Origin of the sequence: Streptomyces silvisoli (genome assembly GCF_029269905.1) — a bacterium.
Taxonomy (GTDB): domain Bacteria; phylum Actinomycetota; class Actinomycetes; order Streptomycetales; family Streptomycetaceae; genus Streptantibioticus_A; species Streptantibioticus_A silvisoli_A.
In genome coordinates, this window is sequence record NZ_JARJBC010000009.1 from 1 (window position 1) to 26,436 (window position 26,436).

General features: G+C 69.6%; 26 protein-coding genes and 2 pseudogenes. 13 read left to right on the forward strand and 15 right to left on the reverse strand.

The genetic code is table 11. From position 1 onward, the window contains the following. Positions 1-55: 55 nt before the first annotated feature. The 3 genes from P3G67_RS16025 to bldG form a co-directional block, all read right to left on the reverse strand. Positions 56-2,458 (reverse strand): sodium-translocating pyrophosphatase, encoded by a 2,403-nt coding sequence (locus tag P3G67_RS16025; protein ID WP_276094110.1) that lies wholly within the window; start codon positions 2,456-2,458, stop codon positions 56-58. A gap of 442 nt (positions 2,459-2,900) precedes the next feature. Further along, positions 2,901-3,368, reverse strand: coding sequence for an ATP-binding protein (locus P3G67_RS16030; RefSeq protein WP_269855196.1), 468 nt, complete (start codon positions 3,366-3,368; stop codon positions 2,901-2,903). 118 nt (positions 3,369-3,486) lie between these two features. Then, a complete protein-coding gene (gene bldG, locus P3G67_RS16035) occupies positions 3,487-3,828 on the reverse strand; it encodes an anti-sigma factor antagonist BldG (RefSeq protein ID WP_269855197.1) in 342 nt (113 codons plus the stop codon). A 135-nt stretch (positions 3,829-3,963) separates the two neighbouring features. Between bldG and P3G67_RS16040 the strand changes: the two genes are divergently transcribed. Then, the gene (locus P3G67_RS16040) at positions 3,964-6,327 is read left to right on the forward strand and encodes a DEAD/DEAH box helicase (protein ID WP_276094111.1); all 2,364 of its coding nucleotides are present in this window, start codon (positions 3,964-3,966) and stop codon (positions 6,325-6,327) included. Between the two features lie 63 nt (positions 6,328-6,390). Here P3G67_RS16040 and P3G67_RS16045 read toward each other — a convergent pair. From P3G67_RS16045 to P3G67_RS16075, 7 genes and pseudogenes are all read right to left on the reverse strand, one after another. Beyond that, a pseudogene (locus tag P3G67_RS16045) lies at positions 6,391-6,666 on the reverse strand (Rv3654c family TadE-like protein); the annotation flags it as partial. Further along, a complete protein-coding gene (locus P3G67_RS16050) occupies positions 6,663-7,046 on the reverse strand; it encodes a TadE family type IV pilus minor pilin (protein ID WP_269855199.1) in 384 nt (127 codons plus the stop codon). The gene P3G67_RS16050 and the pseudogene P3G67_RS16045, both read right to left, overlap by 4 nt. After that, the gene (locus P3G67_RS16055; RefSeq protein ID WP_276094112.1) at positions 7,033-7,266 is read right to left on the reverse strand and encodes a DUF4244 domain-containing protein; all 234 of its coding nucleotides are present in this window, start codon (positions 7,264-7,266) and stop codon (positions 7,033-7,035) included. Before P3G67_RS16055 ends, P3G67_RS16050 begins: the two co-directional genes overlap by 14 nt. 120 nt (positions 7,267-7,386) lie before the next feature. After that, positions 7,387-8,169, reverse strand: coding sequence for a type II secretion system F family protein (locus tag P3G67_RS16060; RefSeq protein ID WP_276094113.1), 783 nt, complete (start codon positions 8,167-8,169; stop codon positions 7,387-7,389). Further along, the gene (locus P3G67_RS16065; RefSeq protein ID WP_276094114.1) at positions 8,166-9,098 is read right to left on the reverse strand and encodes a type II secretion system F family protein; all 933 of its coding nucleotides are present in this window, start codon (positions 9,096-9,098) and stop codon (positions 8,166-8,168) included. Before P3G67_RS16065 ends, P3G67_RS16060 begins: the two co-directional genes overlap by 4 nt. Continuing rightward, on the reverse strand, positions 9,095-10,291 hold the full coding sequence (locus tag P3G67_RS16070; RefSeq protein ID WP_276094115.1) for a TadA family conjugal transfer-associated ATPase: 1,197 nt from the start codon (positions 10,289-10,291) through the stop codon (positions 9,095-9,097). Before P3G67_RS16070 ends, P3G67_RS16065 begins: the two co-directional genes overlap by 4 nt. Next, positions 10,288-10,797, reverse strand: a pseudogene (locus P3G67_RS16075) (septum site-determining protein Ssd); the annotation flags it as partial. The pseudogene P3G67_RS16075 and the gene P3G67_RS16070, both read right to left, overlap by 4 nt. A 20-nt stretch (positions 10,798-10,817) precedes the next feature. Between P3G67_RS16075 and P3G67_RS16080 the strand changes: the two are divergent. From P3G67_RS16080 to P3G67_RS16095, 4 genes are all read left to right on the forward strand, one after another. Then, a complete protein-coding gene (locus tag P3G67_RS16080; RefSeq protein ID WP_276094116.1) occupies positions 10,818-12,302 on the forward strand; it encodes a recombinase family protein in 1,485 nt (494 codons plus the stop codon). 190 nt (positions 12,303-12,492) lie between these two features. Then, positions 12,493-12,684 (forward strand): hypothetical protein, encoded by a 192-nt coding sequence (locus P3G67_RS16085; protein WP_276094117.1) that lies wholly within the window; start codon positions 12,493-12,495, stop codon positions 12,682-12,684. 273 nt (positions 12,685-12,957) lie between these two features. Then, positions 12,958-13,314: a hypothetical protein gene (locus P3G67_RS16090; RefSeq protein ID WP_276094118.1), complete on the forward strand. Its 357-nt coding sequence runs from the start codon at positions 12,958-12,960 to the stop codon at positions 13,312-13,314. After that, on the forward strand, positions 13,311-14,501 hold the full coding sequence (locus tag P3G67_RS16095) for an AAA family ATPase (RefSeq protein WP_276094119.1): 1,191 nt from the start codon (positions 13,311-13,313) through the stop codon (positions 14,499-14,501). Before P3G67_RS16090 ends, P3G67_RS16095 begins: the two co-directional genes overlap by 4 nt. Before the next feature lie 269 nt (positions 14,502-14,770). Here the strand turns inward: P3G67_RS16095 and P3G67_RS16100 are convergent, their stop codons facing one another. Next, positions 14,771-15,820, reverse strand: a complete 1,050-nt coding sequence (locus P3G67_RS16100) for a tyrosine-type recombinase/integrase (protein WP_276094120.1) — start codon at positions 15,818-15,820, stop codon at positions 14,771-14,773. A gap of 84 nt (positions 15,821-15,904) precedes the next feature. On the opposite strand from P3G67_RS16100, the gene P3G67_RS16105 reads away from it, so the two are divergent. Beyond that, a complete protein-coding gene (locus P3G67_RS16105; RefSeq protein WP_276094121.1) occupies positions 15,905-16,141 on the forward strand; it encodes a hypothetical protein in 237 nt (78 codons plus the stop codon). Positions 16,142-16,215: 74 nt separating this feature from the next. Here P3G67_RS16105 and P3G67_RS16110 read toward each other — a convergent pair whose 3' ends face one another. Then, the gene (locus P3G67_RS16110) at positions 16,216-16,464 is read right to left on the reverse strand and encodes a hypothetical protein (protein WP_276094122.1); all 249 of its coding nucleotides are present in this window, start codon (positions 16,462-16,464) and stop codon (positions 16,216-16,218) included. A gap of 89 nt (positions 16,465-16,553) precedes the next feature. Here P3G67_RS16110 and P3G67_RS16115 point away from each other — a divergent pair, with 89 nt between their 5' ends. From P3G67_RS16115 to P3G67_RS16145, 7 genes are all read left to right on the forward strand, one after another. Then, complete coding sequence (locus tag P3G67_RS16115) at positions 16,554-16,751, forward strand: hypothetical protein (protein ID WP_276094123.1); 198 nt, start codon at positions 16,554-16,556, stop codon at positions 16,749-16,751. Positions 16,752-17,191: 440 nt separating this feature from the next. Beyond that, positions 17,192-17,806, forward strand: coding sequence for a hypothetical protein (locus P3G67_RS16120; protein WP_276094124.1), 615 nt, complete (start codon positions 17,192-17,194; stop codon positions 17,804-17,806). Continuing rightward, a complete protein-coding gene (locus P3G67_RS16125; protein ID WP_276094125.1) occupies positions 17,803-18,213 on the forward strand; it encodes a hypothetical protein in 411 nt (136 codons plus the stop codon). The genes P3G67_RS16120 and P3G67_RS16125 overlap by 4 nt, the downstream gene beginning before the upstream one ends. Before the next feature lie 146 nt (positions 18,214-18,359). Further along, positions 18,360-18,740: a hypothetical protein gene (locus P3G67_RS16130; protein ID WP_276094126.1), complete on the forward strand. Its 381-nt coding sequence runs from the start codon at positions 18,360-18,362 to the stop codon at positions 18,738-18,740. Between the two features lie 44 nt (positions 18,741-18,784). Beyond that, positions 18,785-19,534: a hypothetical protein gene (locus P3G67_RS16135; RefSeq protein WP_276094127.1), complete on the forward strand. Its 750-nt coding sequence runs from the start codon at positions 18,785-18,787 to the stop codon at positions 19,532-19,534. Next, entirely contained in the window at positions 19,534-20,148 is a 615-nt protein-coding gene (locus P3G67_RS16140; protein ID WP_276094128.1) for a hypothetical protein, read from the forward strand. The genes P3G67_RS16135 and P3G67_RS16140 overlap by 1 nt, the downstream gene beginning before the upstream one ends. Before the next feature lie 30 nt (positions 20,149-20,178). After that, positions 20,179-23,949, forward strand: coding sequence for an aggregation-promoting factor C-terminal-like domain-containing protein (locus P3G67_RS16145; protein ID WP_276094129.1), 3,771 nt, complete (start codon positions 20,179-20,181; stop codon positions 23,947-23,949). 132 nt (positions 23,950-24,081) lie between these two features. Here P3G67_RS16145 and P3G67_RS16150 read toward each other — a convergent pair whose 3' ends face one another. The 3 genes from P3G67_RS16150 to P3G67_RS16160 all read right to left on the reverse strand — a co-directional run bounded on the left by P3G67_RS16150 (position 24,082) and on the right by P3G67_RS16160 (position 26,362). Next, positions 24,082-24,627, reverse strand: a complete 546-nt coding sequence (locus P3G67_RS16150; protein ID WP_276094130.1) for an NUDIX hydrolase — start codon at positions 24,625-24,627, stop codon at positions 24,082-24,084. Positions 24,628-24,632: 5 nt separating this feature from the next. Beyond that, positions 24,633-25,754: an adenosylhomocysteinase gene (locus P3G67_RS16155; RefSeq protein ID WP_276094131.1), complete on the reverse strand. Its 1,122-nt coding sequence runs from the start codon at positions 25,752-25,754 to the stop codon at positions 24,633-24,635. A gap of 188 nt (positions 25,755-25,942) precedes the next feature. Continuing rightward, a complete protein-coding gene (locus P3G67_RS16160) occupies positions 25,943-26,362 on the reverse strand; it encodes a recombinase family protein (RefSeq protein WP_276094132.1) in 420 nt (139 codons plus the stop codon). Positions 26,363-26,436 lie beyond the last annotated feature (74 nt).

Here is a 26,436-nt window from a genome sequence, read left to right on the forward strand (position 1 = left end):
CCCCCCCCCCCCCCCCCCCCCCGCCCCTGTGTTGACGCTGTGCCGGATCCCCCGGTTACGACACCACCGCCGGGTCGGCTGATCGGGCCGCCTTCTCGCTGTTGTCTTCGTCACCCACGGCGATACCGCGCCGCTTGGACGCGTAGACCGCGCCGACGATCACGAGCAGCGCGAGCGCCGCCACACCGATGCGCAGCGGCAGGCTCGCCTTGTCGCCGTAGGAGTAGGTGACGATGGCCTGCGCGATCAGCAGTGAGACCAGGTTCATCACCTTCAGCAGCGGGTTGATGGCCGGTCCCGCGGTGTCCTTGAACGGGTCGCCGACGGTGTCGCCGATCACCGTGGCGGCGTGGGCGTCGCTGCCCTTGCCGCCGTGGTGGCCGTCCTCGACCAGCTTCTTGGCGTTGTCCCAGGCACCACCGGAGTTGGCCAGGAAGACCGCCATCAGCGTGCCGGTGCCGATCGCGCCCGCGAGGTACGAACCGAGCGCGCCCACACCGAGCGAGAAGCCGACGGCGATCGGCGCCAGCACCGCCAGCAGGCCAGGCGTGGCCAGTTCGCGCAGCGCGTCCTTGGTGCAGATGTCCACCACCCGGCCGTACTCGGGCTTCTCGCTGTAGTCCATGATCCCCGGGTGCTCCCGGAACTGGCGGCGCACCTCGAAGACCACCGAACCCGCCGACCGGGAAACCGCGTTGATGGCCAGTCCGGAGAACAGAAAGACCACCGCCGCGCCGAGCAGCAGCCCGACCAGGTTGTTCGGCTGCGAGATGTCCAGGCTCAGGGCCAGCCCGTGGGCGGCCGGGCCGACGCTGGCCTTCGCCGCGCTGATGGCGTCGGTGAACGAGCCGAACAACGCGGTGGCGGCGAGCACGGCGGTGGCGATGGCGATGCCCTTGGTGATGGCCTTGGTTGTGTTGCCGACCGCGTCGAGGTTGGTGAGCACCTGGGCGCCCTCGCCCTCGACGTCACCGGACATCTCGGCGATGCCCTGCGCGTTGTCGGAGACCGGGCCGAAGGTGTCCATCGCGACGATCACGCCGACGGTGGTGAGCAGACCGGTACCGGCCAGCGCCACCGCGAACAGCGCGAGCGTCAGCGAGCCGCTGCCGAGCAGGAACGCGCCGTAGACGGCGAGGCCGATCAGCACCGCCGAGTAGACCGCGGACTCCAGGCCCAGCGAGACACCGGAGAGCACCACGGTGGCCGGGCCGGTGAGCGAGGTCTTGCCCACGTCCCGGACGGGGCGCCGGTTGGTCTCGGTGAAGTAGCCGGTGAGCTGCTGGATGAGGGCGGCGAGCACGATGCCGATGGCCACCGCGACCAGAGCCATGATCCGCGGGTTGCCGCTGTGGCTGGTGATCGACGCGGGAACGCCCTTCAGATCGGCGTAGCGCGCGGGCAGGTAGACGAATACCGCGGCCACCACGAGAGCCAGGGAGATCGTCGCGGAGACGAAGAATCCGCGATTGATCGCGGTCATTCCACTGCGATCACGACGGCGCGGCGCGACCGCGAAGATTCCGATCATCGCAGTGATCACACCGATCGCCGGGACGAGCAGCGGAAACGCCAGCCCTGAATTGCCGAAGGCGGCCTTGCCGAGGATCAGCGCGGCGACCAGGGTCACCGCGTAACTCTCGAACAGGTCGGCCGCCATACCGGCGCAGTCGCCCACGTTGTCGCCCACGTTGTCCGCGATCGTCGCGGCATTGCGCGGGTCGTCCTCCGGGATGCCCTGCTCGACCTTTCCGACCAGGTCGGCGCCCACGTCGGCGGCCTTGGTGAAGATGCCGCCGCCGACCCTCATGAACATCGCGAGCAGCGCGGCGCCGAAGCCGAAGCCTTCCAGCACCTTCGGGGCGTCCGCCTTGTAGACGAGCACCACCACGGACGCGCCGAGCAGGCCGAGGCCCACGGTGCACATGCCGACGACGCCGCCGGTGCGGAAGGCGATCTTCATCGCCCGGTGCGACACGGTCGTCAGATCGGCCGCGGGTGCGTCGGGGCCCGGTGTAGCGGCCCGGGCGGCAGCGGCCACGCGGACGTTGCTGCGTACCGCGAGCCACATGCCGAGGTAGCCGGTGGCCGCCGAGAAGACCGCGCCCACCAGGAAGAACACCGAACGCCCGATGCGCTGCGTCCAGTTGTCCGCGGGCAGCAGCATCAGCAGGAAGAAGACCACCACGGCGAACACGCCGAGGGTGCGCAACTGCCGTTTGAGGTAGGCGTTCGCGCCCTCCTGCACGGCGGCGCCGATCCGCTTCATGGCCTCGGTGCCCTCGTCGGCGGCGAGCACCTGGCGGACCAGGACGATCGCGACGAGCAGCGCGGCAACGGCGACGGCGGCGATGACGAGTACGAGGGCGCGGTTGCCGCCGGTCAGCACGGCCGCCGCTGCGAGCGGTTGGTGAAGCTGGGTTGGGTCCTGCACGTGAGGGGTGAGAGGCCCCGCCATTCGTCCTCCTTGACGTTTGGCACGTGGGCGCGCGGCTTCTGCGACTGCAACGGCCGCGGCGCTCAGGCTGCTTGAGCTAACTGAGCAAAGATGGACGGATTGTAGGTAGCGGGAACGGATCAAAACAGGGCGCAGGAACGAGAATTCGCCGGTGACATGCGTACGGAACGGGCTGACAAATTCCAGGACCGTTCCAGAAATCACCGTTTACGGTGAACGGCGAGGCGCGCGGTAGACCCCGAATTGATCATTGGCATTGATCAAGGAGTTGACCACGGAGATCACCTGGACGCCTTGGACTGTGTGATTCCCGAGGCCCGTGGGGTTTTTGGTACACCACGATCCCTGGGCGCGCGAGGCGTCGGCGCGTGTGGCTCCGGGCACATGGAAAAGGCGCCCCGCGGGGCGCCTGAAGATCAAAAAGCTGGGCTGGGCCGCCGGGCTACGGCAGCTCGACCGTCGGCGTGGTCGGCCAGCTCATCCGGATGACGCCGCCGCCCGGACCGGAGGTGACCTCCACGTCGTCCACCAGTCCGCTGATCACCGCGAGGCCCATCGTGCCCTCGTCCTCGGCCTCCTCGGCCCCGGGCTCCCCGGCAGCCGGGGCGGGGTGCCCGGCGGCCTCGTCACCGGTCCGCGAGCCGGGGCCGGAGGAGGTCTCCGGCACCTCGTCCCCGACCTCGATGGAGAACTTCTTCTCCTCCTCGGTCAGCACCACGCGCACCGGCATGTCGACACCGTTGCTGCGGTGCAGTCCGACGGCGCGCGTGCAGGCCTCACCCACGGCGAGCCTGACCTCGTCGAGCACGGCCTCGTCCACCCCCGCGCGGCGCGCCACCGCGGCCGCCACCAGGCGGGCGGTGCGGACGTGCTCAGGCAGGGCGCTGAAGCGCAGTTCGACGGTGGCCATGGCCTCCCCCTCGGGCGAACGCGGGCGTGCTTGACAGGGGTCCGGGCTACTGCGATACCCGGTACCCCCGTACTCGGTCAATCACGGAGATCACACTGACGACGCTACGCCGCCAGGCTCAGTCCGTGGCGTTGACAGCCTCTTCCACCGAGGTGTGGATCGGGAACACCTTGGTCAGACCGGTAATACGGAAAATCTTCAAAATGCGCTCCTGGTTGCACACCAGTCGCAGCGAGCCCTCATGGGCGCGCACCCGCTTGAGCCCACCGACAAGCACACCAAGGCCGGTGGAGTCGAGGAAGTCCACGCTCTCCATGTCCACGACCAAGTGGTAGCTGCCGTCGTTGACGAGCTCGACCAGCTGCTCGCGCAGCTTGGGCGCGGTGTATACATCAATCTCGCCACCGACCTCGACGACCGTACGGTCGCCAACGGTCCGGGTCGACAGGGACAGGTCCACGGATCCTCCAGCACCTTGCATCGAGCGGTCGCCCCCCATGGATCGGCAGCCGCGATGGCATTCAATCACTTACCACCGGGCCAAGACGACGCCTTGAAGCGATTGTCCGTCATGCCGGTGACACACTGAGTGCCGATGGCCCACGATGATCCACCGCAGTCCGCGCACGGTCGCCCTACCCCAGCCACGGTCCTGCACCGAATCGCAGCGGGGGCGGGCCGCGCCGCGCGTGTCACTCATACGGAGCACTTGCCCCCTAGAACCGGTCGGCATGCCGATTGGCCTGATCAGATCCGCTCCGAAGTGGTCGACGCGATCCGCGCGGCCGGGATCGCCCGCCCGTGGGAGCACCAGGCCCAGGCCGCCCGACTCGCCCTGCGCGGCGAATCCGTGGTGGTCGCCACCGGAACCGCGTCCGGGAAGTCACTGGGCTATCTGGCCCCCGTCCTCAGCACGCTGCTGACCGGATCCGAGGCGCCCAACGGGCGGGGCGCCACCGCGCTGTACCTCGCCCCCACCAAGGCGCTCGCCGCCGACCAGCGGCGCGCCGTGGCCGAGCTGGCCGCCCCGCTCGGCACCGCCATCCGGCCCGCGGTCTACGACGGCGACACGCCGTACGAGGAACGCGAATGGGTGCGCCAGTACGCGACCTATGTGCTCACCAACCCCGACATGCTGCACCGCGGCATCCTGCCCGGACATCCCCGCTGGGCCTCCTTCCTGCGTCAACTGGCGTACGTGGTGATCGACGAGTGCCACACCTACCGCGGCGTCTTCGGCTCGCACGTCGCCCAGGTGCTGCGGCGGCTGCGCCGGGTGTGCGCCCGGTACGGCGCGAATCCGGTCTTCCTGCTCGCCTCGGCCACGGCCGCCGACCCGGCGGCCGCCGCTGGACGGCTCACCGGCGTGTCGGTGACCGAGATCACCGAGGACGCCTCCCCGCGCGGCGAACTGGTCTTCGCGCTGTGGGAGCCGCCGCTGACCGAGCTGAGCGGGGAGCGCGGCGCCCCGGTACGCCGCACCGCGACCGCCGAGTCGGCCGACCTGCTGACCGACCTGGTGGTCCAGGGCACCCGCACAGTGGCCTTCGTGCGCTCCCGGCGTGCCGCCGAGCTGATCGCGCTGCTCGCCCAGGACAAGCTCGCCGCCGTCGACCGCTCGCTGCCCGGCCGGGTCGGCGCCTATCGCGGTGGTTATCTGCCGGAGGAGCGCCGGGCGATCGAGCGAGAGCTGCACAGCGGCCGCCTGCTCGGCCTCGCCTCGACCACCGCCCTGGAACTGGGCGTGGACATCTCCGGACTCGACGCGGTGCTGCTGGCCGGGTACCCGGGCACCCGGGCCTCGCTGTGGCAGCAGGCGGGCCGGGCCGGACGCGCGGGCCAGGGCGCGCTGGCGGTGCTCATCGCCCGCGACGACCCGCTGGACACCTTCCTCGTGCACCACCCCGAGGCGCTGTTCGACCGACCGGTCGAGTCCACCGTCCTGGACCCGGACAACCCCTATGTCCTCGCGCCCCACTTGTGCGCGGCCGCCGCCGAACTCCCGCTCACCGAGGCCGATCTGGCGCTGTTCGGCCCCGAAGCGCCTGATCTCATACCCCAGCTGGAAAGGCGCGGCCTGCTGCGGCGGCGCCGGGACTCCTGGTACTGGACCAGGCGGGAGCGCGCCGCCGACCTCACCGACATCCGGGGCGAGGGCGGCCGTCCCATCCAGGTGGTCGAGGCCGCGACCGGGCGGCTGCTGGGCACCGTGGACCAGTCCGCCGCGCACGCCACCGTCCACGACGGCGCGGTCCACCTCCACCAGGGCCGCACCTATCTGGTGAGCCACCTGGACCTGGACGACAACGTGGCGCTGGTCGAGGAGGCCGATCCGCCGTACTCCACGATGGCCCGAGACACCACCGCCATCACCATCCTCGGCACGGAGACCGAGCAGCCGTGGGGCGAGGCGCGGCTGTGCTTCGGCTCGGTCGAGGTGACCCACCAGGTCGTCTCGTACCTGCGCCGCAAGCTGATCACCGGTGAGGTGCTCGGCGAGACCAAGCTCGATCTGCCGCCGCGCACGCTGCGCACCCGGGCGGTGTGGTGGACCCTGACCGACGACCAGCTGGAGCAGGCCCGTATCCACCCGGAGGAGCTGGCCGGGGCGCTGCACGCCGCCGAACACGCCTCCATCGGCATCCTGCCGCTGTTCGCGACCTGCGACCGCTGGGACATCGGCGGGGTCTCCTTCCCGCTGCACCCCGACACGGGCCTGCCCACCGTGTTCGTCTACGACGGCCACCCGGGCGGTGCGGGCTTCGCCGAGCGCGCCTACCGCACCGCCCGGGCCTGGCTCACGGCGACGCGCGAGGCGATCGCGGCGTGCGAGTGCGATTTCGGCTGCCCCTCGTGCATCCAGTCCCCCAAGTGCGGGAACGGCAACGACCCGCTGGACAAGCTGGCCGCGGTCCGTCTGCTGGACTGCGTGCTGGCCGCCGGTACCGGCGACGGCTGACGGCGGCCCGGCACGGGCCCGCACCCGGGCCGGTCCCATCGGCAGCAGTGGCCCACCGCCCGACACCTCCGCCACCACGTCGGCCACCTCGCCCCGCACCGAGCAGGACACCAGCCGCGCGCCCTGCGCCTCGGCGACCCGCGCACCGCACCGGCACGCGGCCTCCTGGCCGTCCAGCGCGTGGTCCGCGGCGGCAAGAGCTGCCAAGTCGGCGGCGCCGCCCGCCCGGTGACGCACCGCGACCGCCTGGCCCAGCGCGAGCAGAGCGGCGAAGACCGTGCACAGCGCTCCGATGAGCACCAGCGCCCAGATCGTGGCCGACCCGCGGTCCCGGCTCATCGGACCGCGTCCTCTGCCAGCGCCGCCGCCTCGGCGTGGACCGTCGCCGACAGCATCCCGGCCAGCCGTCCCGGCCCCAGTGAACGTGCGGTCACCCACACGCGCACCAGGTCGCCCTCGCGCCGCAGGTCGACAACGGCCCCGCGCGGAGCGGCAGTCGCCGCCGCGGCGAGCGCGGTGGCCCGCGGCTCGGATCGCGCGGCGGCCCGTGCCCCGGCCCTGGCGGCGTCCACGCAGCGGATCTGCGCGACCGCCGTCATCAGGCCCCACAGCAGCATCGTGGTGACCACCACCAGCACCGGGACCACCACCGCCGCCTCGGCGGTCACATAACCGCCGTCCGCGCGGCCCCGGCACACGGCTGGTTCAGAAGGAGACATCGAGCGCCCTCTTGATCATCCCGCTGAGCGCCGAACTCACCGCGCCACTGGTGACGACCTTGTACAAGACGGCGGCGAAGGCGCAGGCGGCCAACGTCCCCACGGCGTATTCCGCGGTGCTCATCCCGGCATCGGCGGCGGCGGCCCGTACCGCGCGCCACCGGCCGCGCAGCCGATCGGCGAGGCCCGCTTTCTCCGCTGTGTGTTTCGTCGCGAACATCTTTCCCCCTGAGGTGAGTTGTGTTGTGTGTGGTGAATGCGCCGTGCGGGAACGGCGTTTCGCCCCTGCTCCCCGACGGCCCGTGAGATGTGGTCCGGTGCCTGGTCCGCTCGTTGGGCGTCACCTCGCCCGTGTCATCGCTTCCGCCAGCCCGATGACCACCGGAACCACGCCGATCACCAGGAAGGCCGGAAGGAAGCACAGGCCCAGTGGTGCCGTCGCCAGCACCCCGGCGCGGCGCGCCCTGCCGTTGGCCGAGCGGGTCCGTTCCGCGCGGTACTCGGCGGCCAGCCGTGAGACGGCGGCCACGGGCGGCACTCCGGTGGTGGCGGCACGGGCCATCCAGCGCCCAAGTCCGTCCGCTCCGGGGTGCGTTCCCAGCCGTGTCCAGCACTGGACCGGGTCCGCGCCGAGCCGCAGTTCCGCCGCGACCCTTCGCATCGCCTCGCCCAGCGGCCCGTCGAGGGTGCGGCCCACGGCGTCGGCGGCGTCCGCCGGGGTGGCCCCCGCCATCAGGCAGGCGGCCAGCAGATCCGCCGCGAGCGGCAGTTGGCGGCCCGCGCCGGGCGTTTCCTGCCCGGCCGAGGGTCTGGGCCTTCGCCGCCATCGGCGTATGCCGTACGCCCCGGCGAGTCCGACCACTCCCCCGGCCGCGCCGCCCACCAGCACGCTCAGCCCGATCCCGGTGGCCACCGGCGCCGCCCACTCCCGCAGCCCGCGCCGGGCGGCCAGGCGCAGGCCGGGCCACCGCTCACGCCGTACGGGCTCGATGCCGAGCAACCACTCGCGGCGTCGTCTGGCCGTGCGCTGCCCCTGCGCCGACACCAGCGCCAGCACTGTGCACAGGAGGGCCACCGCGAGCGCTCCCGCCATCCCCAGCCTGTGGACAACGTTCCCGCTCATGTCGCCTCCTGTGCGGCGCTGACGATACGAGCGGTCCATGCCAGCCCGGCCCACTCCAACGCACCGCCGACCAGCAGGCAGCCGAGCCCGGCGGGGGTGCGCAGCAGCACCCGCAGCGGATCGGCGCCGAGGGTGGCACCCAGCACCACCCCGAAGGCCGGAAGCAGTGCGAGCATCGCGGCGGTGGAACGCGGCCCCGCCAACTGGGCGCGCAGGTCCTCGCGTTGGTCGCGCTCGGCCCGCAGGACGGCGGCCACCCGGTCGAGGCCGTCGGCGAGTCCGGCGCCGCCGTTCACCGACACCTCCCAGCACGCCGCGACACCTGCCAGCCCCTCCGCACCCGGTCTGGCGGCCACCCGCCTGAGCGCGCTCGGCACATCCCCGCCGAAGCGGGCCGCCGCCAGCAGCGGCGTCACGCACTCCGCCCCGTCGGGGCCGTCCGGGCCGCGCAGCCGTTCCACCCCCTCGGCCAGCGCGACATCCGGCGGTCGGCCCGCGCGCAGGTCTCCGGCGACCGCCGCGCACAGACCGGCCACGGCCTCCTGCCATCGCTCGGCCCTCCGGCGCCGATCCCGGGCCCGCAGCACGCGGCGCACATACGGGGTGGCGAGCGCGCCGACCAGCGCCGGGACCGGCGAGTGCGCGAGCAGCGCCAGCACCGTCCCGGCCACCGGGCACCACATCTCGCGGCCGAACCGGATCCCCAACCGGCCCTCGACACGCGCCCTGCCCCACCGCAGCACGTCCCGCACCTGCCCGCCATACGCCCGCCAGCGCGGCGCGCCCGCAGGTGCCGCGTCGGCCCGAGCCCCGTCCGCGAGCATCAACCGGGCCCTGCGTACCGCCTCGTCCTGCCGGTGCAGCCGCCACACGGCGCCCGCCGCGCACACCGCCGCACACCACACCGTGAGCAGTTCCGCGTTCCTCATCGGGCACCCCGCTCGCACAGCGCGGCCAACCGCGGCCAGCCGCGCTCCCGCCCATAGCGGCCGTCCGTGCCGCGCACCACGGCCGGAACGGTGCCGACCAGCCCGCCGCCGTCCCGCTCCAGCACATGGATCTCGGCGACCCGGCGCCGCCCCGAGCGGTCCCTGGCCAGATGGACGACGACCGACAGCGCGGCGGCGAGCTGGCTGTGCAGCGCGGCGCGCCCCAGCCCGGCCGTTGACCCCAGCGCCTCAAGCCTGGCCGGCACATCGCAGGCCGCGTTGGCGTGCACGGTGCCGCAGCCGCCCTCGTGGCCGGTGTTGAGCGCGGCGAGCAGGTCCAGCACCTCGGGCCCGCGCACCTCGCCGACCACCAGGCGGTCCGGCCGCATCCGCAGTGCCTGCCGGACGAGGTCCCGCAATGTCACGGTGCCGATGCCCTCTTGGTTGGCGGGTCGGCTCTCCAGCCGCACCACATGCGGGTGTTCGGGACGCAGTTCCGCTGAGTCCTCGGCGAGCACGATCCGTTCGCCCGTGCCGACCAGGCCGAGCAGCGTGCTCAGCAGCGTCGTCTTGCCGCAGCCGGTACCACCGCTGACGAGGAAGGACAGCCGGGCGTCGACCACCGCCCTTAGCAGCCGTGCCAGTTCGGCGTCCACGCTGCCCGCCTCGACCAGTTCGGCGAGGGTGAAGGCGCGGGTCCGCACCACCCGCAGGGACAGGCAGGGCGCACCGATCGCCACGGGTGGCAGCACCGCGTGCAGCCGGGTGCCGTCCGGAAGCCGCGCGTCGACCCAGGGCCGGGCGTCGTCCAGCCGGCGACCGGCGGCGGTCGCCAGACGCTGGGCGAGCTTGCGGACGGCCGCGGCGTCGCGGAAGCGGATTCCGGTCCGCTCCAGGCCCGAGCCACGGTCCACCCACACCTCGTCCGGTCCGTTGACCAGGACGTCGGTCACCCCGGGTTCGGCCAGCAGCGGCTCAAGCAGCCCGGCTCCGACCATCTCCGAGCGCAGTGCCCTGACCACGCCGAGCACGGCGGTGTCGCCGAGCAGCCGTCCCTGAGCGCGCAGCGCGGCGGCGACCGCGGATGCCGTTGGCTCGCTCCCGGTCTCGGCCAGGGTGAGCCGTACCGCGTCGAGCAGCGCCGCGCGGTCGGTCGGATCGGTGCGCGGGCGCCGGGTGTCCACGGCGTTCATACGGCAACACTCCCGCCACTGGGCAGCGCCTCGGCGAGGAACGCCGTGCAGAACCTGGCAAGCGGACCACGGCCGTTGCCACCGGGCGGCCTGCCGCCGTTGACGGCCTCCAACAGCCCCTGTTCCGGCGGGAGTTCACCGGCCAGCCGCAGCCTCAGCAGCCGGGCGATCTCCTGGTCGTCGAGGCCGGAGGGATAGGGGCCGCGGGCCACCACGCGTAGGTCGGGCAGGATCATGCCGATCCTGGACGCCACCCGGTCCGCCGCCGCGACGGCCCGCAGCTCGGCCGGGACGACGACCAGTCCGATGTCGATCTGGGACAGCGCCTCCACCACGCTGTCGTCCACCCGGCGCGGCAGGTCCACCACGACCACCCCGCCGCGCCGCCGGGCGGCGCCGAGGACCGAGCGCATCGCCTCCGGGGTGATGACCACCGAGTCGCCGCGATCCCAGCTCAGGACGCTGAGATCATGCAGCCGGGGCAGGGACTCCTCCAACGCCCCACCTTGCTAGTTACAGTTGACGCATGGCAGACACCATGCGGAAGTACCTGCGGGTCAGCAAGGACAAGGACGGCCAGGAACGCAGCGTCGGCGAGCAGGACGACGACCTGGACCACGACGCCAAGTCGAACGGCTGGAACCTCGGAACGTCATACAAGGAAGCGGGAGGCGTCTCGGCAAGCCGCTTCTCACGGAAGACCCGGGACGACTTCGCCCGGCTGCTGGCCGACCTGGAGAAGGGCACGTTCGGCGCCAACATCCTTGGCCTGTGGGAGTCGTCGCGCGGCTCGCGCCGCGTCGGCGAATGGGCCACGCTGCTCGACCTTCTGGAGGACGCGGGCGTTAGGGTCTGGGTGTCCACGCATCGCCGGTTGTACGACCCGGCCAACGGGCGCGACCGCAGGACGCTGCTGGAGGATGCCGTCGATTCCGAATTCGAGTCGTCCAAGATCTCGACTCGCACGCTCCGTACGGCCGCCTCTGAGGCTGCCAAGGGGCGCCCATGGGGGCCACCTCCGTACGGCTACCGCAGGGTGTACAACCCGAACACGGGCAAGCTCATCAACTGGGAGCCGGACCCCGAAGAGGCTCCCGTCATCCGGGAGATGTACAAGCGGCTCAGGCAGGGTCACAGCCTGCGGGAGATCTCGCAGGACTTCGCCAAGCGCGACATCATTGGCCGAAACGGTGCGCCGATCTCCCCGCAGAACCTCCGGTCGATGGCGATGCGCCCGGCCCATGCTGGCCTGCGCGTGCACCACGGGGAGACTGTCCGCGGCACGTGGGACGCGCTCGTGACCCCCGAGACGTTCTACGCGGTGCAGCGCCTCCTCACGTCACCCGAACGTAAGACGACACGGAACGGCCGCGCGGTGCACGAACTGACGATGATCATCCGCTGCGATGTGTGCGGCGGCCCGATGGCCGCTACATCATCCGGCACGCGGAAGAAGGGCGGCGGCTACGCGCGGTACCTGTGCCATGAGCGGCACTGTGTGCGGATCGAGAAAGCGGACGTGGATGCCCTGTTGATCGGAACCGAGGAGCAACCCGGCGTACTGCTCGCGTACTTGGCCAGCGACCGCGTGTACGCCGACCTTGCGCGGCCGGAAGGCGCCGACGAGCGCGCGCAGGCACTCCGCGACCTGATCGAGGAGGCGCGGGCCAACCTCGCGGAGGTAGAAGCCGCGAAGCCGGAGACCCTGGCCGAGGCGAAGATGTTCGCGAAGTCGGCCGAGACTCTGGCCGAGAGGATCAGTGGCCTGGAGGCGGAAGCACGCGCGCTGACGACCCCGGCCGCACTGCTCGACATCATGCAGCCGGGCGCCGACGTGTGGCAGCGCTGGCAGGCCGCGCCGATCTCCTCCCGCCGCGAGGTGGCGCGCCTCCTGCTCAGCCCCCGGTACCTGGGGGAGGTGCGCGTTCGCCGCAGCCCGGTGAAGGGGCATCAGGTCTCGGCCACCGACCGGATCACCTTCCGCCGAGAGGCGCCGCCCCGCTCCGGCTGAGGCAATCCAAGCGGTGGGAATCAGAGCTTTGCGGCAAGTTCAATGCCCGAGCTTTGTGGCCGACCCCATGGAGCCCTCCCCACCGCGAAATTGGGGCCGAGCAACGCCCCACAGGGCCGCGTCTGACGTGCATTCTGTAGATACCTACTGACGACAGGCCGGGAGGCACACCGTGTCGGATGATGCCGCTATGCAGGAGATAGCCGATGACAGAGGAACACGCCCTCGATCATTCAAGATCGAGGAATCCGAATGGAATCTCTTCCTCTGGCTCCAGAGGCGGCGGCGCACCAACGCATCCGCCGCGCTAAGGGGTTTCGTCTCGCGCTCGGTCGCAGATGCGATTGCGAGCGGCGAACTGCCCGTCAAGGAATCAGCCTGAATGGCCCCCGAGTCCGCCGTGGCCCCCGAGGACTTCATCGCCAGCATCGTCGCCGCCGCCCCTCCGCTGCGGGCGGAGGATGTCAGTGCCCTCCGAGGGCTACTCCCCGCGCCGGCCGCCCTGTTGGCCGATGAGCCTGCGCAGCGCACCGTGACCACGGAATGCGCCGCATGATGGCCGAATAGTTCCCAGCATCCGGACCACAGCTCGTGCTCCCCGGAAGCTTCCCCTTCTCCGCGACGCGAGCCATTGCCCGTCGCGTGGGAGTTCATCTTGGAGATCAGCCCAACAGAAAAGGCCGCCCCCACCTGGGCGGCCCTTCTGAAGAATCACGGTCCCGACAGCAACCGCTCTACTCCAACCATTTCCAGGATACCTCGCCGCGCCGACACCGGCCGCCGACGGCGCCGTGACCGTAAGGCCATCACGCGGGAACTCGATCGACGCCTCGGCGATCCGTACGGGGGAGACGACGAGTTTCAGCGAGACGTGGCGCGAGAGACGTGGCGCCACTTCACCGGCCTGAGCCTGTTCTCAGAGCTGACGCGCCACATCCTGTGTGAACAGGCCGGGGCGCTAGACCGGTGCACCTGCACGCGCTGCGCGGACATGCGCGGGTGCGCCGCGTGAGCTATGTCGACCTGGACGGGCCGCAGTGGTGCGACCAGTGCCAGGAAGTGATCGGGGTGGGGTGCGCATGCCCGGCGGCTCACCCCCCGGAATCCCGGCATGCCCGCCTACGCGCCATCGATCCGGCGCCCCCCGCGGACTTCGAGCAGCCGCAGGGAGAGCGCCCGCGCACGTGGCGCCCGCGCAACCTGGATGCCGTCCTTGACGGCACGTACCAGCCACCGCAGCCCACCGTTGGGCGTCGTGATGACGGGGTGGGTCTCTTCTACCCCGGACGGCAGCACGCCGTGGTGGGTGAGTCGGAGGGCGGCAAGACGTGGCTGCTGTCGCTGGCCGCCCTCACCGAAATGAACGCCGGTCACGGTGTGGCCTTCATCGATCCCGAGGACGACGCCCCGGGTGTCGTCGGCAGACTCCTTGCCCTTGGCGCCAACCCCGACGTGGTGCGTCGGCACTTCGCCTACATCCGGCCCGAGGAGCCCCTGACGCTGGCCAGCAGTGCCGACTTCGCGCAGGCGATCGGTGATCTCAGGCCGACCTTGGTGATTCTCGACGGCGTCACCGAGCTGATGGCGATGCACGGCATGGAGTTGAAGGACAACACCGACGTGGCCCGGTTCGGTCGCATGCTGCCGCGGCCCCTCGCCGAAACCGGCGCCGCCGTGGTCGTCTCCGACCACGTGGTGAAGGACCGCGAGGGACGCGGCCGTTACGCGCTCGGTGGTGTGCACAAGCTGAACGGCATCAACGGCGCCCAGTACGTGCTGGAGAGCCGGGCGCCGTTCGGTGTGGGCACGACCGGCCGGACGACGGTGCGCATCGCCAAGGACCGGCCCGGCCAGCTCAGGCGTCACGCCCTGCCGCACGGCAGCGGACTGCACTGGTTCGCCGACCTGACGCTGACCTCGCACCATGAGACGTTCGCTGAGGCCAGCCTGTCACCACCCGTCGCGCAGACCGGACCGTTCCGGCCCACGGCGCTCATGCAACGCGTGTCAGACGCTCTCGCGGGCGCACCAGAAGCCCTCAGCGTGCGCGGCGTGCAGGACCGCGTGACCGGCAACAAGGAAGCGATCCGTGCCGCGCTCGCGCGCCTTGTGGACGAAGGGTTCGTAGCGGTCGATGTCGGCCCCCGCAACGCACAACTCCACCGTCTCGTGAAGCCCTTCGGAGAGGGGGACGCATGACGACCGTACCCACCGTCCCCAACCGTCCCCCGACTGTCCCCACGGGGGCGGTCACCACGACCGTCCCCACCGTCCCCAGTGCCCCCGTAAGGGGGACGGTGGGAGTGGGGACAGTCAGCCACTCCCCCACTCACCGCACCCGCCCCACAGCGGACTCCCCTCGGAGAGCACCCGAGACCGGACAGACACAGACGGGAGGAAGGGACGCCACCCGTCCGGCAAACACCCCTAGGCCCGTTCCGCACCCCGGGACCCATGAACCAGGCCGTTCACAGTCCGGCGACGGGATTGTCTTCCCAGCGGTCCGCGTCCTCGATATAGGCCAGCAGCGCCCGGGATCCGTCTGCCCAACCGCCATGGCGCCCGATCCGTTCGAGGTTTGCGCCGTTGCGGCGCGCCGCGGTGGCGAATCCGCGCCGGAGACTGTGGCCGGTCCATTGGCCGACCAGTCCGGCCGCGTCGGCGGCGCGCGTCACGACGTCCGCAGCAGCGGCCGGAGTGAGACGACCGGTCGGATCCCCGATGGGCTGTCCCTTGCGGACCATGGGTGGCGCTATGCGCCCGTGTCGGTCGATGCGGACGAACAGGGGCCCGGCGGTCCGTCCGGCGCTGGCCATGGCGGTACGGAGCGCCCGGGAGGCTCGCACAGGGCATGTGGCGGGAACCTTGCCGTACGGAACGGCCACCTCCTGATCGTGGTGCGTCTTCCAGCGGCGCATGGTGACCAGCAGCCCGTCTTCCGTCTCGGCAACGTTCGCCAGGTCGAGCGTGACCAGCTCGGAGACGCGCGCCGCCGCGGCATAGCCGAGCAGCAGCAGCAACGCGTCACGGGCGCCCGCGAGCGTGCCGCGGTCAAGTGTGTCCAGCATGGCGCGCAGCGTGTCCGGTACGGCTGGGGCAGCGCGGCGCGGAGTGGCGGCCGGATCCTTCGTTTCGGCCAAACGGCGCCGGTAGCCGGTGAGAACCTTCCGGGCACCCATCGTCTCCGGCGCAGTCTCACCAGCCGCCCGGTGCGCCGTGCGGATGGCGGCGATGGCGCGTTCGATGCTGCTTGGCGCCAACGGGCGGCCGGTGCGCCCGCTCGGAGTGAGCGTCAGGTACGCGACGTACTCCGTAACCGTCTCCGCTGTAGCGGGCAACGGCCGGCGCCCGGTCGATGCGCACCATGCGGCGAATGCCGTCATGTCCGAGCTGTAGGCGCGTTGAGTCGAGTCAGGTACGCCAGCCCTGATCGCTTCCTGCGCGGCCGGAGACAGGTGGCGGTCGATGTCGACCGGTACCGCGTCGGCGCCCGTGGTGCGCCGTTCGATCTCGCTCATGGATCCCCCGATGATCTCGAATCCTGGCTGTTGAGAAGAAATGTTATCTGTAGCCAGACGGCTAGGGAAGGTTGAGGCAGCGTCATGCCCGAGGACTACGGACGAAGCCTCGCCCAGCAGATGGGGCACTGGGGACGGAAAGACCCTGTCATGCAACGCGCGGCCAAGACGATTGCCGACAGCATCACCAGCTCAATGCCTGCCGAACTCACCGACGAACAAGAGGCGTGCTTCCTGGCGGCCGTGGTCAACGAACTGATGGGCACCCTGAACCGCGTCGCTACCCGGATGGTGGCCGAGGCGGAGCAGGAGAACGCCTGATGAGCCGCACCCAGACGCACCGCGGCCCCGCTCGCACCCTTAGGCACGGCGGGGCCAGCAACGGCGGGGTGCCGCTACGCCTTCACGACAGCCAGGAAATCGGCCATGGCGACCAGTACGGCGCTGCGCTTCGCCTGAATCTCGGCAACGGGCCGCGCAACCATGTCCGCGTCGTTGAGGTACAGGCGCGCCTCAGACATGGCGTCGCGCACGTCCCAACCTTCGCGGCGAGTGATCGCGTCCAACAGCTCGATCACGCTGCACATGTCGGTGGCGTCGGTAGCGGCGGCGGGAAGCTGGGTGACGGTGGCAACTGCGTTCATGGCGGTATCTCCCCTGTTCACGGGTGGCTTGCCACCTTCAATAAAGCACACCCTTTGACGGGTGGCAAGCCACCTGTCAGCATTCATCTATGGCCAGCCAGCACAAGCACAAGCAGCGCGTCGTACGCGGCATCGATGACCAGCTCGTTGAGGACTTCGACACCGCAGCAAAGGCCACCGGCAGCGACCGGAGCGCCATCACCCGGCAACTCTGGGAATGGTTCGTCCGCCGACCGGGCGCCACGCTCCCGGACCGCCCGGACGCGGGGGACGACCAGCAGCACTGACAGAAACCCCCCGGACGCCCCGGGAAACGTCACCGCCAGGGAGCAGCCAGGGCACCGACCGGACGCCCTGGCACGCCCTGCCCCAGCCCCCGGGCCGGCACCCCCAGCCCCCGGGCCGGCCGCGTCAGGGCAGGCCACCCGCGGGGAGCCGCACAGTGTCGACGGTCGCCCCGCCCCGCCCCACCGGCCGCGCCACCCCAGAAGCTCACCGAACGGGTCCCATCCGAGCAGGAGGCCGAGGGGCGACCGTCTGAATTTCCGCCCCCTTCTCGTACCGAACCGGCTCTTTGCCCGAGGCTCGGAAATTTTGCGCACCCGGGGGTCGGCCCCAAACCGTTTGAACCCTCTCCGCGGCCCCGTGCGGGCGCTGGAGCGATTCCGGGGGCCCGGCGGCTCCCGCGCAGTGCAACTTCCCCTGATGGGGACTCAGGCGGCTATCTGTGGCCGCGTGGAAGGTGATCGATGTGGCTAGGTCGAAGTGCACTGGTAGGTCGTCCCAGACGGGCGAGCCGTGCAAGAACTTTCCGATCAAGGGCGGGACGGTGTGCCGCTCCCACGGTGGCGCGGCTCCGCAGGTGAAGGCCGCTGCTGCGGCGCGCGTCGTGCGCGAGCGGGCCACGGCGGTCCTCGGCAAGCTGGACATCGTGCCGGTGGAAGACGCCTATGCCGAGTTGCAGCAGCTCGCCGGGGAGTTGATCGCGCTGAAGGATGCGATCCGCGGGCGCGTCGAGGCTTTGACTCAGATCCGGTACATGTCCGAAAGCGAGCAGACCCGGGCGGAGTTGACCGTCTACTCCCAGTTGCTGCGGGACTGCTCGGCGGTGCTCGGGTCGCTGGCCCGGTTGAGCCTGGATGAACGCATGGTGCGCATCAAGGAGTCGCAGGCCGAGATGGTGAAGGTGGCCATCGAGGGCGCATTGAGGGCGGCCGGGCTGGAGGGCGATGCGCTCAGCCGGGCACGAATGGATGTTGGGCGCCGCCTTCGCGTCGTCAGCAGTCAGGTTGTGCCCGCTGCTGAACTGGAGGCGGTGGCCCGGCCGCAGCGGGACCGGTGATCTTCGGCGACGGCGGCCCGCTGGTCGTGCTGACGGCGGCTGACTGCGCGCTGATCAACCGGGTCGTCCTCGATGAACTGGCGCGGCAGTCCCGGCGGAACGGCGCAACGCCCGCCCGTCTGCGCGAGATCGCGAGCGAAGTGGACAGCGCGGCGCGGCGGTTCCAGAACTCCCGACGGTCGGCATCGCAGGTCAAGCGGCTGCGCGGAACTTCGGAACCGGAGGGCGCGGCCGGGCTGAGCACAGTGAACGTAGCGCAGGCCGCCGCCATGCTCGGCGGTATATCCGAAAGCCGAGTTCGGCAGATGCTCCGGTCCCGTCAGCTTCAGGGCTGGAAGTCTCCCGCAGACGTGTGGGTGGTCGATGTCGCCAGTGTGAAGGCGGCCTGCGCGAAGAAGTCCGCCTGACGGGCTGAGCAGAGGGACGTACAGAGGTCGCCAGAGGTGCGCTGAGCGCACGGAGCGATAGAGGCACGTCGATGCGGAGAGCTACGCGGGCAGCGGACAACAGGGGATGAACAACTTGGCGTCACGCGCCACAAGAGGACGGCTCCATGGCCACCATGAACGCATACACGACGACGGCGGGTATGAACTTCGCGATTGAGTCGAGGGACTTCGCGAACGGCTGCTCTGTCATCACGATCGCTCTCACCGGCTACCTCCCCGGAGTGGTGGGGGGCTCGTCCCCGACGTCCCCGGGCAAGGACAAAATGGCCGCCTCTGGCATCCAGGCCGTGATGTCCCGCGTCGGCACCTACTTGGGGACCACGCTCACCGCCAGCCAGGTCGCAACGATCGTTGCCAACGTGCCGGGCATCTTCCAGATCAGCCCGACCTTCGTATCCGTCGGCTGCCAGACCGCCGACGTGTCCACGCTGGCCTCGGGTTTCAACACTGACCTGTCGGCCGCTGGAGCGGTGGTGGGCGCCTGATGGCCACCCGCCGGGCGCGCCTCCGCGACCAGCACGGTTCATTGGTGGATCTCATCCCCGCCGCGGTGCGCGACGCCCTCAGTGACGACGAACTCCAGGCCCGTCTGGAGCATGCCGCGCACCTCAACGCCGCGGGTGCCAAATTGCCGGACCTGCGTGACGCGCAGGGGTACTTCGACCTCGCGCATCAGGTGCTCACAGCCATGCCCGCGGCCGAGTTGCGCCGCAAGGTGCGCGCGATCAACCGCACTGCGGACGGAATGACCACCCCCAACGAGGCATCGGCGCACCGTTCGGCGGCTTTCCGATTGGCCGCCGACAACCCGCAGCCGCCCGGATACGAAGTCGACTCCACGTCGTCTCAGGAGGCCAAGCCTCAGGCGAGCACCACAGCCAAGCGCGCCCCGGCCTCCGACTCGAACGGCGGCATGATCTACAAGGGCGCCCCGGTGGTGGACATCGTGAAGGCAACCGTATCCCAAGCCGTGGCGCAGCAGAAGAGGCGCATCAACGCCCTGCAAGACGAGATCGCGCGGGTCCGCAACGTGCCGATACCAGGTGCTCCGGTGCCCGTGAACGCGCACGAGAGTGCCCAGCAGAGCAGCCCACCGCCCCGGGAATCCTCGAACGCCGCTTGGTACAAGCGCGAGTTCGCCCGACTGGACCTGGAAGAGAAGGCCGCGAGCTACAAGCAGATGAGCGACAGCCTCATCTACACGGATCGCGAACTGGCCGCGACCTACAAGCAGATGGCCGCCGAGGCGCACGAGAAGCTACAACGAGGGGATTACTGATGCTGGTGCAGGAGCAGAGCGAAGCCGCCACCGTGGCCGGCGCCCGTGAGGAGATCGAGCGACTGAGCGGCGAGCGCGCGAAGCGAGCCCAGCGGCGCGCGGAGGTCACCCGGCGACAGGCTGAACTGGAAGCTCACAAGGCGGGGTTGACCTCCGAAGTCGCGCTTGAGGACCTGGTGCGGCAGAACGCCGAGATCAACGCCGTGGTGCAGCTTGGGGGCCTGCTCGATCAGGAGATCGGCGAGATCGACACCGCGATCAACGAGCACCGCGTCACCATCGAGCAGGCGCAGGCGCTTCAGGAGTTCCGCGGGCGCATGTCCGAACTCGCCGACCTGGACGAGGCGGAAGAGGTTGCGCTGGCCAACGCCCGCGAGGCCATCGACCACGCGATCGAGGCTGTGGCGGCCTTGCAAGCCGCTCAGAATCGCGCGCAACAGGCCGACAGTGCCCTACGCGGCTTCGCCGAGCAGCTTGCCGCCCGCGGCCTCCAAGCACCCGTGCACGGGGCGATCTGGAACGAGCGCCGCGTGTTCAACGCCCGGATGAGCCACCCCTACCTGTTGCCGGTCACGAACGCACTGATGCAGGCGCACCGCCAGAAGAACGCCTGACTTGAGGCCCGGATGGGCTGAGGGGGCACCATGCCCGGCGAGGAGTACTTGCCTCCAGTTGTCGCGGAGTTTCGAGCTGATGTCGACAACGCCATCAGGAAGATCGAGGAGTTCCGGGCCGCGGTCGACTCCGTGGGCTCGACCTCTCCCCGCTCCATTGGTCGCGTCGAGAGTGACGCTGCCGCCGCCACTCGCGAGCTGGAGGGCACCAGTCGCGCCGCGGGCGACGCTGAGCGCTCCATCGGCCGCATGGGTGAAACCTCCCGGCGTACGGCTACTGCCGCGCGGTCCGACTGGGACGCGTGGATGGCCAAGATGGAGACCCTGTTCCCCGGCCTTTCCAGCAAGTGGGATGCGGCGTTCGGGGACTTCAAGACCAAGAACGAAGAGGCCGCCACCCGCATGCAAGGCGACTTCCGAGACGCCTTCAAGAACATCGCCGAGCGGGACGCCCGCGACGCGTTCAAGACGATCATCAACGATGCGAACAAGGCCGGCGACGACGCGGGCAGCGGCTTCGCGTCACGTTTCGCGAAGATGATCGGCGACGGAAACAACGGCAAGGGCATCTTCGCTGGTCTCGCACCGGGGGGTGCCCGGCCGAACTGGGGCGGCCTGATCGCCGCCTTCATGCCCGGCATCGCCCCGCTGGCAGCCGGTCTGGCCGCGCCTGTGGTGTCCGGTGCCGTCTCGGCGCTGCCCGGCGCGGCAGGCTCCGCGGGCATGCTGCTGTTCCTCAAGGATGCGTTCGGGGAGGTCACGAAGGCCGCGGCGACGCTGGAGACACAGACCGCGAAGTACAACAGCGCCGCTGACACCACCGCCCAGTTCCTCAACAGCGACGCCGCGGCGATGACCAACTATCACCAGTTGCTCGGGCAGGTCACCCCGCAGCAGGCCGATGCGCTCCAACTGCTCACGCAGCAGGACGTTACGTGGCAGTCGCTGAGCCTGTCGCAGCAGCAGGGGATCATCCAGCTGCGTGAGACGACGGATCTCTACAAGGCGCTAACACCGAGCCAGCAGAACTCCATCAACGCACTGCTGGCGGAGAAAAGCGCGTGGGACGCCCTGGAGCCTTCGCAGGCCGCCGCGCTGACCCAGTACCAGAACATGCACGACGCGTACGACAACCTGCGCACACTGTCGATGCCGTCGATGTTCGACATGATCGCCTCGGGGGAGCGTGCGGCCACCGACGCCATGCAGCCGCTCGCGCCGGTCATCCAGCAGGCAGCGCTGGGTTGGAAGGATCTGGCCGACTCCGCCGACGGCTGGTTCAGGTCGCCGGACTATCAGAAGTTCGTAGACATGTGGTCGGCCACCACCAGGGCGAGTATCGACTCGTTCGGCCGCGGTATCGGCAACGTCGCGCTGGGGTTCATCCACATCTGGGAAGCGCTGTCCCCGATGATCGGCCCCAGCTTGAGCTGGATCGACAACTTCTCGGCCGCGTTCGCCGACTGGGCCAACACCCCTGCGGGGGCCGCCGCGCTCCAGCACTTCATGCAGGATCTTCAGCGCAACGGTCCGCCGACGTGGCAGGCCCTCGGCAACATTGCCCGCACGATCGGCAACATCGTTTCCGCTCTGGCCTGGAACCCGGTCACGATGATGATGTTGAACGACCTGGCCCAGTGGATGCGGGACGTGACCAAGAACGACCTAGGCAAGGTCGCCGTTCAGACGCTCGCGTGGGCGATGGCCATCAAGACCTTGGCCCAGCAGTTCCAGATCCTGGCGGTCGCGCAGGCCGCCATCAAGTGGACCTCGGCCCCGGTCGGCGGCACAGCCACGGCCGTGGGAGAAGGCGCCGCCCTGGGCGCAGCAACCCGCGCGGTAGCGCCTGCCGGTATGGCCACCACAGCCAGTGGTCTGATCGTGCCTGCGGGTGCCGCGACGACCGGCGAGGCCGCGGCTGCCGGTGGCGCGGCCAGCTTCCTGGGGATCTCCTCAGAGTCCAAGATCGTCCAACTGATCCGCGACGACCTGGAGATGAGCTTCATCCCGGCCCTGGGCGGGGCTGCCAGCGCGTTCACCGTCGCCCTAGTGGGAGTAGCCCTGGCCGCCTTCCACGACGCCTCCATCCGGATCCGAGACGCGCAGAACGGCGTCGTGGAGAACGTTGACGGCAGCTTCTCGGCGGCCACCACCGTCGCCGGGACGCACGTGTCGCAGAGCTTCCGCGACTTGGCCAACCGGGTGGCCAACTCCACTCAGAGCACGGGCGTCACCGTGGAGCAGGGCGGCGTCTATGCGGCAGCCCGCTTCGGCGACTACACGCAGAACTGGGACAAGCACAACACCGCCATGATCGACACCATGTACTTGGGGAAGACGCAGGCTGGCCAAGCCTTCGCGATCTTCGCTCAGGGCATGCACGACAACGTCGCCCAACTCGGTGCGAGCCTGAAGACTCAAGGCAAGACGATCAACCAGGCGTTCATGGACACCATGAACACGGTGTTCCTGAACTTGGGCGGCAAGACCAAGGCGTCGTGGGCGGACGCCGAGAAGAACATGACGGACGGTCTGGATAAGTACTACGCCAGCATGCGTCAGACCACCACAAACGACTACAACTCGACCCAGAAGATCGTTCAGCAGACCATCGATGACGGGTACCACCACCGCACCGACCTGGAAAAGACCGATCTGACCACGCTGTTCACCACAATCACGCAGGTTGCGACGGACAAGAACAACGGCCTGATCGACACCTCGAAGTCCAATATCAGCAAGCTGATGGGCGACATCAACCAGTATCTGAAGGACTGGACTGCCCAAAATTCGGTGGCGGCAGGGGCCGACCTTCTGCGGCTCGGCCAAGACGTGTCGGGCAAGTTCTCCGACATGACCGACCAGATCCAACAGTCGGCCAGCCACAAATTCGATCAAGAAATCGCCTCGGCGCAAGCCGACATCTCGCGCATCCAGTCCTCGATCCCGCTGCCGTTCACGCAGCACGCCGCGGGCGGCCTGATCACGGGTCCCGGGTCGGGAACGTCAGACTCCATTCCGGCGTGGCTGTCGAACGGCGAGTTCGTCGTGAACGCCAAGTCGACCAGTAAGTTCCTACCGCTGTTGCACTCGATCAACTCGCATTTCGCCTCTGGCGGCTTGGTCGGCGGTGACATGGGCGTCATGTGGTCACTCGGCGACCAGCGCAGCATCGCCGAGCAGATGGCAATGCTGAACCAGATCCAGCAGGCGCAGGCCGCGGCCCAGGCGACCGCGCTTGGCCACGGTGTGGGGCCGGGTGGTCAGCAGGCCATCGCCTACGCGGCATCCCGGCTGGCGCTGCACGGCTGGGGCCAGAACCAGCTAGGCCCGCTGATCAAGTTGTGGGATCAGGAAAGCGGCTGGAACAGCTATGCCGTCAACCCGAGTTCGGGTGCATATGGCATCCCCCAGTCGTTGGGCCACGGGCATCCGTACGATCTGGGCGACTACAAAGCCCAGGTGGACTGGGGCCTGAACTACATTGCCAGCTCCTACGGGAGCCCGGCCGCCGCGTGGGGCCACGAGATGGCGTACAACTGGTACGACCAGGGCGGCCTGTTGCCGCCCGGCCGCTCCACGGCCGTAAACGGCACCGGCGCGCCTGAACGCGTCCTCACCCAGTCGCAATGGTCCACGCTCGCCACCTTGGCCGCCGCAGGGGCACAGGCGGTCGCCGGGGGCGTCACGGTGCCGGTCGTCGTGACGATCGACGGCAAGAAGGTCTACGAGGCAGTGCGCACGGTCGGCTGGCAGAACCAGCGCCGCAACGGCCGCAACGTGTGGGAGGTCAGCCGATAAATCTGACACGCCGGGACCAGCGTCCGACGCGCTGGCCCACGCGTCGGACACGTCATATGGCCGGTCCGCGCATGAAGAAGCCCCGCCCATGCGCCGGGGGTAGCGCGCGGGCGGGGCCGTGTGGAGTGAGGCTCAGCGGAGGACGCCGCCGACGCGTGCCCTCAATCGGTCATCAGTGATCGCGTCGACGCCCCGCCACGTGAACCCGCTTACCTCTTCCTCCTGGAGTGTGACCGTGTCGCGCGCGGCGGTACGGAACACAAACCGGAAGTCAATGTGCTGATGGTCGGGCTCGCCCTTGGCGTCGTTCGCCGGGATGGGGTGAACATCGATGTGGACCGGGCTCTCCCCGACCAGTGTGACGGCTGTGGGGCTGATCCCTGTCTCTTCCGTGAGCTCTCGCCGGGCTGCGTCGGCAAGGCTGGTGTCTTCGGCCTCCAAGTGACCGCCGGGCGTCAGCCACTTGTCGAGCGCCACGTGATGGATAAACAGCGCCTCGCCCTCACCGTTCACCAAGATGGCCCCGGCCGTGGCGTGCCCCCGGAACTCCTTCCGACTGGTCACGTCAGCACCGGCGTTCAGCAGGGCGAGGACTTTGGCGAGGTCGTCCTTCTCCTCCGGGTGGTCGTTGAGGTACGCCGTGACGGTGGCGCGGATGTGGTCTGCCGTGATGGCCATGCGGATCACCTGTTGTAGTAGTTGAGCCAGGTTGCGGCGATGGTGGCGCGATCCTCTGCGGGCACCGCATGCATATCAGGGCTGAGGTCCCCTCGGGCGAGCATGCGGACGGCCGCCAGGATCTCGGCCTGGACGAGGAAGATGAACGGTCCGACGCTGGCGCCGTGCAGGAAGTTGACGGCGTTTCCGTTGTTCATGAGGTAGAAGTAGTGGCCCGTTGTGCTGTAGCGGGTCACGCTGTCCCCGGAGCTATGCCGGGTGTAACCGTCGGGCAGCCCGTCGAGTTCGAGCTCGTCTTCGCTACTGGTCACGGTCGCCACGTAAGCGCCGTTGCGAAGCAGCGGGAAATCCTCCCCCCGCAGGGAGAGCGCCCCCGTAGCGCACAGCACCAAGCCCGCATTACTGAGGGCCTGATCACGGTCTCGGGCTACACCGAAGCCCTGCGAGAGCGCTTGGGCTCGCCGGACGGGATCGATGTCGTGGATAGTGACGTGCACGCCCTTGGCATGCAGGAGACGAGCAATCGAGCTGCCAAGCTTGCCGAAGCCGATCACCAGCGCCGGACGGCCATGAAGGATGTCGCCACGTCCTCGGAGCAGCGCCTCGGTGGAGAACACGACGGACTGGCCGACGAGGAAATCCTCCGGGTCCTTCAACGGTGAGCGCGCCACCGACAACACAGGGCAGAGCAGCTTGGACACGCCGGCGTACCGCTTGTGTCCGTTCTCGGTGTCCTCTACGACGCCGAGAACTCGCCCGGAGAACCGATCACACAGCGCAGCCAGGGACGGGGCGAAGTAGCCGCCGACATCAAGCAGCACCACATCTTCCCCGGCTGCCCGGCTCTCCAGGTAGGTGACGGCCGCGTCCGGGTCGGCGAACAGGCCGCGGGACAGTACGTCACACGGGACCACCTGTTCGACCTCACGTTGTGCAGTCGGGTGGATGGACTTCGGCTTGGGCAGCACGGCCCGCAGGTTAGAGAGCGAAGCGACCGCCCGAACGAAGGAGGGGCGTTCCGGCAACAGGTGCGTCACCAGCAGCGACGACGGCCGCTCTGCCGGGGTGAACTGTTCCGCGATCTTGCTGAAATAGGTGCCGAGTCGTGCGCGCTCTGAGGCTTCCACAGGCCACGCTCCTAGTCTCAGGTTCGTCCTCGGGTGGATGGCTGGCGTTCTGGCCGCGCGGCAGGGTCGACCGGCCGCAGCGGGGGGCTTAGGGGTAGGGGCTGGAAACCACGGACAGCCCGATCACGAGGCCCATGGCTAACCCGGTGCCGAAGATGAACAGGACGCCGGTGTAGGCGCATACACGCTCAAGCAGGTTCATCAGTCCGCCCTTCCGGCGCGCCGGTGAGCAGTCCGCGCCGGGCGTCCTCCGGCTTGGTGGTCTCTCCCTCGGTGGTCTCCACCCAGCCGCCTGCGAGCATGATGCGCCGCGCGAAGATGCGCCGGTTCCAACTGTCGTGGCTGAGGCGCGTCCAGTCGTGGACGAGGCACACGCGCGGGTGGCTTTCGCCGGAGGCTTCCAGCGTGCGCAGCAGCGCGTCAAAGGCGGGGCGGCGGTCGTCCGTTAGGGCCTGATCACCTTTGTCGACCCACCAGCCGCCGAAGCCCCAGCCCTGCGCATTGACGTACTCGGCGCACGCTTTGAGTCTTAGTTCGAGCGCGGCCGTGTTCGTCGTCGTGCTGCGGTCGTAGATGAAGGCCAGAGGTGGTGTCTGAACGGTTACCATGAGTGCATAATGACGCCGGAATGACACCCTGCGCAGCGTCATAAAGGGCGTCAGAAAGATGACTGACGGGGCGT